6 protein-coding genes are annotated in these 5,567 nt (G+C 69.3%); all 6 read right to left on the reverse strand.

Annotation, left to right across the window (positions count from 1 at the left end):
• Window positions 1–940: sulfate/molybdate ABC transporter ATP-binding protein (locus tag C1I93_RS27660; RefSeq protein ID WP_111246209.1), on the reverse strand; the 940-nt coding region annotated here is incomplete at its 3' end.
• Complete coding sequence (locus C1I93_RS27665) at window positions 937–1,773, reverse strand: sulfate ABC transporter permease (protein ID WP_111246210.1); 837 nt, start codon at window positions 1,771–1,773, stop codon at window positions 937–939. The genes C1I93_RS27660 and C1I93_RS27665, both read right to left, overlap by 4 nt.
• Entirely contained in the window at window positions 1,766–2,614 is an 849-nt protein-coding gene (gene cysT, locus C1I93_RS27670; RefSeq protein WP_111246211.1) for a sulfate ABC transporter permease subunit CysT, read from the reverse strand. Before cysT ends, C1I93_RS27665 begins: the two co-directional genes overlap by 8 nt.
• The gene (locus tag C1I93_RS27675) at window positions 2,611–3,633 is read right to left on the reverse strand and encodes a sulfate ABC transporter substrate-binding protein (protein ID WP_111246212.1); all 1,023 of its coding nucleotides are present in this window, start codon (window positions 3,631–3,633) and stop codon (window positions 2,611–2,613) included. The genes cysT and C1I93_RS27675 overlap by 4 nt, the downstream gene beginning before the upstream one ends.
• A gap of 284 nt (window positions 3,634–3,917) precedes the next feature.
• Window positions 3,918–4,364: an RrF2 family transcriptional regulator gene (locus tag C1I93_RS27680; protein ID WP_111246213.1), complete on the reverse strand. Its 447-nt coding sequence runs from the start codon at window positions 4,362–4,364 to the stop codon at window positions 3,918–3,920.
• Window positions 4,365–4,468: 104 nt separating this feature from the next.
• Window positions 4,469–5,533 (reverse strand): ABC transporter ATP-binding protein, encoded by a 1,065-nt coding sequence (locus C1I93_RS27685; RefSeq protein ID WP_223256300.1) that lies wholly within the window; start codon window positions 5,531–5,533, stop codon window positions 4,469–4,471.
• Window positions 5,534–5,567 lie beyond the last annotated feature (34 nt).

The raw sequence follows: 5,567 nt of genomic DNA on the forward strand, positions 1-5,567 counted from the left end.
GGGTGTTGGGGGTGGGGCGGATGTGGACCTCGGAGTCGAGCTGGATGTCGAGGGCTTGGAACTCGTTGCGGGTGAGGGTTGCGGTGACCGGTTGGCCTGACGTGGTGGTGACCTCGACGCGGATCTCGAAGCCGATCCGGGTCACCCTGCTGACCCGACCGGCCACGCCACCATTGTCCGAGGTGGACAGTTGCAGGTCGTGCGGACGCACCAACTGGTCGCCGAGTTGGGTGGTCGGGCCGAGGAAGCGCATCACGAACTCGTTGCGCGGGCTGTCGTACAGCTCGTCGGGCGAGCCGATCTGCTCCACCCGCCCCTCGTTGATCACCACGATCTCGTCGGCGACCTCCAGGGCCTCCTCCTGGTCGTGGGTGACGAAGACGGTGGTCACGTGCACCTCGTCGTGCAGTCGACGCAGCCAGTCCCGCAGTTCCTTGCGGACCTTGGCGTCCAGGGCGCCGAACGGCTCGTCGAGCAGCAGCACGGTCGGCTCGACGGCCAGCGCCCGGGCCAGCGCCATCCGTTGACGCTGGCCACCGGAGAGCTGCGCCGGCAGCCGATCGGCGAACTGCCCGAGGTGCACCAGCGCGAGCAGTTCGTCGACCCGACGCCGGATCTCGTCCTTGGGCCGCTTGCGGATCTCCAGGCCGAAGGCCACGTTGCGGCGTACGGTCAGGTGTTTGAAGGCCGCGTAGTGCTGGAACACGAAACCGACGTTGCGTTTCTGCGGCGGCAGCCCGGTGGCGTCGACTCCCTCGATCTGCACGGTGCCGGTGTCTGCGCGTTCCAGGCCGGCGATGATCCGCAGCAGGGTGGACTTGCCGCCGCCGGAGGGGCCGAGCAGCGCCGTGAGTCGGCCGGACGGAATGTTCACCGACACGTCGTCCAGCGCGACGAAGTCGCCGAAACGCTTGCCGACGTTGACAATCTCGATGCTCAACGGTCTTCCTTCGGCCGGAGGGCGGACACGACGATGATGCAGGCGACGGCGACGAGGGCGAGCAGGAACGCCGTGGCGTACGCCCCGCCCTTGTCGAAGTTGAGGTACTTCTCCTCGACCACCAGGGTGGCGGTGCGGGTCTCCCCGAGCACGTTGCCGGAGACCACCTTCACCGCGCCGAACTCGCCGAGCGACCGGGCCAGGCTGAGCACGACGCCGTAGATGACGCCCCACTTGATCGCCGGCAGGGTGATCCGGCGGAACGTCTGCACCGCGTTGGCGCCGAGGCTGCGGGCGGCCTGTTCCTGCTCGTCACCCACCTCTTCCAGGACCGGCACGACCTCCCGGATGACAAGTGGCAACGCGACGAAGACGGTGGCCATGACCATGCCCGGCGTGGCGAAGATGATCTGCAGGCCGGCGGATTCCACTGTCGGGCCGAACCAGCCGTCCCGGCCGCCGTAGACCAGGATCAGGGCGAGACCGACCACGATCGGGGAGACCGACAGCGGCATGTCGAGCAGGGCGTTGAGGGTCCGCTTGCCGGGGAAGTCGTAGCGGACCAGCAGGATCGAGATGCCGACCCCGAACACCGTGTTGATCACCACGGCGGTCACCGCGACGACAACCGTCAGCCGCAGCGCGTGGGTCACGTCGGGGTCGGTGAGGATGTCGTTGAGGTTGACGAACCCGTCCGCGAACGCGTTGCGTCCCACCAGGTACAGCGGCCAGGCCACCAGGAAGAACAGGTACGCCGCCACCACCGTACGCCTGACGTAGCGGCCGGTTCGGCTACCCACCGGGGTACGGGCGGCAAGCGAGCGGTCAGCCACGACGCCTCACCCTTCGTTGAATGACGTCGAGCACGACGATGACGACCAACGAGACGGTCAGCAGCACCATCGCCACCGCCGCCGCGCTTTCGACGTTGTCGTTCTCGATGCTGCTGAGGATGCGTACCGACGACACCTCGGTACGCATCGGCAGGTTGCCGGAGAGCAGGACCAGCGAGCCGTACTCACCGACCGCCCGGGCGAAGGAGAGCGCGGCGCCGGAGGCGATGGCGGGGGCGAGGCTCGGCAGGATGATCCGGCGGAAGGTGGTGTACCGGTTGGCGCCCAGCGACGCCGCCGCCTCCTCGACCTCCGGGTCGAGTTCGGCGAGCACCGGCTGCACGGTACGCACGATGAACGGCAACGTGACGAAGAGGAAGGCCAGGAAGACCGCGATCCGGGTGTTGGCGATGTTGACGCCCAACGGGCTGCCCGGCCCGTACAGCGACAGCAGCACCAGGCCGGCGACGATCGTCGGCAGCGCGAACGGGACGTCGATGAGGACCTCCAGCGCGCGCTTGCCGAAGAACCGGTCCCGCACCAGCACCCAGGCGATCAGGGTGCCCATCACGATGTTGACCAGCGTGACGAGCAACGCGGTGCCCACGGTGAGCCGGAGGGTGGCGGCGGTCTGCTCGTTGGTCACCGTTCGCCAGAATCCGCTCCAGCCGCCCTCGACGGCGGTCACTGCCACGGCGGCGAGCGGGATCAGCACCAGCAGGCTGAACCAGGTCATCGCCACGCCCAGCCCCAGCCCGGAGACCCGGGTCAGCGGCAGGCCGCCCCGGGCCGACCGGCGGTTGCCCGCCGGCCGGTCCGGGGCCAGTGTCGCCGAGGTCACTTCGCCTTCCCGGAGGCCGCGATGACCTTGGTGATGATGCCCTCGTTCTCGTCGAAGAACTTCTTGGACAGCGCCGACCAGCTCTCGAAGTCCTTGTCAACGGTCAGGAGTTGCTTCGGGGCGGGGAACGGGTTGTTCGGGTCGTTCGCGCCCTCGATGCCGTTGGTGTCGACGCCGTCGATGATCGGCCGGAAGCCGGTGAGCGCGAACTGCCGCTGGCCGTCGGGGCCGAGCACGAAGTCCAGCCACTCCTTCGCCTTCGGGTCGGCGTCCTTGAGGATCGCACCCGGGTTCTGGATCAGGATGGTGGTGTCGGGCAGCACCCAGTCCAGCTTCTCGCCGTTCTGTCGGGCCAGGATCGTCTCGTTCTCGTACGCCAGCAGCACGTCGCCGGTGCCGCCGAGGAAGGTGGTGGTGGCGTCGCGACCGCTGTTGGGCAACGACACCACGTTGGCGAAGAGCTTGGTGAGGTACTCCTCGGCCTGCGCGTCGGTGCCACCGTTGGCGGAGATGTGACCCCAGGCCGCGAGGGCGTTCCAGCGGGCGGCGCCCGACGAGGCCGGGTTCGGGGTGACGATGCCGATGCCCGGCTTGATCAGGTCGTCCCAGCCCTGGATGTTCTTGGGGTTGCCCTCGCGCACCGCGAGCACCACCACCGAGGAGGAGACGATGCCCTTGTTCGGGCCGTCGTCCCAGTTCTCGTCGACCTGGCCGGACTCGACCAGCCGGGTCACGTCACTGGTCACCGAGAAGTGCACGTAGTCGGCCTTCAGGCCGGAGACCACCGCCCGGCTCTGGTCACCGGAGGCGCCGTAGGAGGTCTTGAACCTGACGCCCTTACCGGCCTCGGTCTTGTTCCATTCCGCGGCGATGGCCTTGTTCGCCGCCTCGGGCACGGCGAAACCGACGATGTTCAGCGTGGTGGAGTCGCTGGCCGAGGTGCCGCTGCCACCGCAACCCGTCAGGGCCAGGCCGGTGACCATGGCGAGAGCGATGGCCGTTCTGATCCGGTGCCTCATCGCAGTCGTGTCCTCCTCCAGTGCACGCAGGCACTATATAAATCCGACCAATTAAATAGGGAATATGCCCGTTTTGAGTTGCCGGGGGTTGGCGCATTGGGGGTGCGGTCACGGACCGGGCCTCGCTGCCCGGCTGGCAACACCTCGACCGCGGTGATCAGCTGTCGCGCGCGGCACGGGCCGGCGCGCCAGCCGTGATCAACCACGCCGACCGCGCACCGAATATCCCACTAACTCGACAGGTTTTCAAGCCTTGGCTACGCCGGACCGCGGACACCGGGCCGTCAGGCCACGCGGGGTGGCCGATCAGCCGCGTCGCGCGCCGACCGATCGGCGGGTGCGAGCAGGTCGGCGAGGCTGGCGTGGTCGACCACCCCCTCGATCGCCTGGTGCACCGACCGCCACACCGCACCCAAACCGACGGCCACCCCGTGATAGGTCGCCACCTCGGCCGGCGCGCCACGCACCGTGGTCAACGCACCGCCGGTGGCCCGCAGCACGTCACCGATCGTGATCGCCCCGGGATCGCGGGTCAGCGCGTAACCGCCGTCCGCGCCACGCAGGCTGAGCAACAACCCGGCCCGCCGCAGGTCCAGCAGAATGCCCTGCAAGAAGGAGTACGGGATGTCCTGGCTGGCCGCCAACGTGGCCGCCTTCACCACGTCCGGATGATGCTGCGCCACCGCCAGCATGGCCCGCACCGCATAGTCCGATCGCGCCGACACGTACACGACTACGCCCCCCATGCCCTACATACTCCATCAAACATATAGGGATACTGGTCAGGGTTGTGCGGCACGTCAAGGCCCGGACGGACCGCTGCCGGTCCGGATGCCTACCCGGCGCGCATCGCGCGGACGGCCTCGACGGCGTACAGACAGGCCGCGCGGTGGCCGGAGTCGACCTCGGCGAGTGCCGGGTCGGTGTCGGCGCAGTCGGGCCGGGCCTGCGGGCAGCGGGTGCGGAACCGGCATCCGTCGGGCGGGTTGACCGGGCTGGGGATGTCGCCGCTGAGAATGATCCGGCGGCGCTCCCGCTCGACCTGCGGGTCAGCCACCGGGATCGCCGACAGCAGGGCGGCAGTGTACGGGTGGGCCGGGTCCCGCCAGATCTGCGCCGGGGTGCCGCTCTCCACGATCCGGCCCAGATACATCACCGCCATCCGGTCGCTCATGTGCTCGACCGCGGCCAGGTCGTGGGCGATGAACAGGTACGTCAGCCCCAGGGCCCGTTGCAGGCCACGCAGCAGGTTCATGATCTGCGCCTGCACACTGAGGTCGAGCGAGGCGATCGGTTCGTCGAGGACGATCAGATCCGGCTCACCGGCCAACGCACGGGCGATACCCACCCGCTGCCGTTGGCCGCCGGAGAGTTCGTGCGGATGCCGGTCGGCGAGGTCACGGCGTAACCCGACCATGTCGAGCAGTTCCTCGACGCGCCTGCGGCGGGCGGCGCCGCCGTCGGTGAGTCTGTGCACGATCAGCGGTTCGGTGATGCTCGCCCCGACGGTGAGCCGCGGGTCGAGGGATGCCTGCGGATCCTGGAAGACCATGGCCACCCGGCGGCGCAGCGTCCGCAGCCGCCGACGCGACCAGCGGGTCACGTCCTCCCCCGCCACCCGGACGCTGCCCGAGGTGGGGTCGACCAGCCGCAGCAGCGCCAGGCCGGTGGTGGACTTACCGCTGCCGGACTCGCCGACCAGACCCAGGGTCTCCCCCCGGTGCACCCGCAGCGACACCCCGTCCACGGCCCGCACCACACCGGCCGGCGTCGGGAACCACACGGCCAGCTCGTCCAGTTCGGCCACCACCTCGGCCGGCTGCCGCTGCTTCGGCACGCCGCCGCGCGCCGTGCCGTCCGATCGCACCACGGTCTCGGTATCCCGCTCGCGCTCACTCATGCCGACGCTCCGCTCCGCTCGCCCCGCTCGACCC

The sequence above is a fragment of the Micromonospora endophytica genome (assembly GCF_003236305.1).
Taxonomy (GTDB): Bacteria; Actinomycetota; Actinomycetes; order Mycobacteriales; family Micromonosporaceae; genus Micromonospora; species Micromonospora endophytica.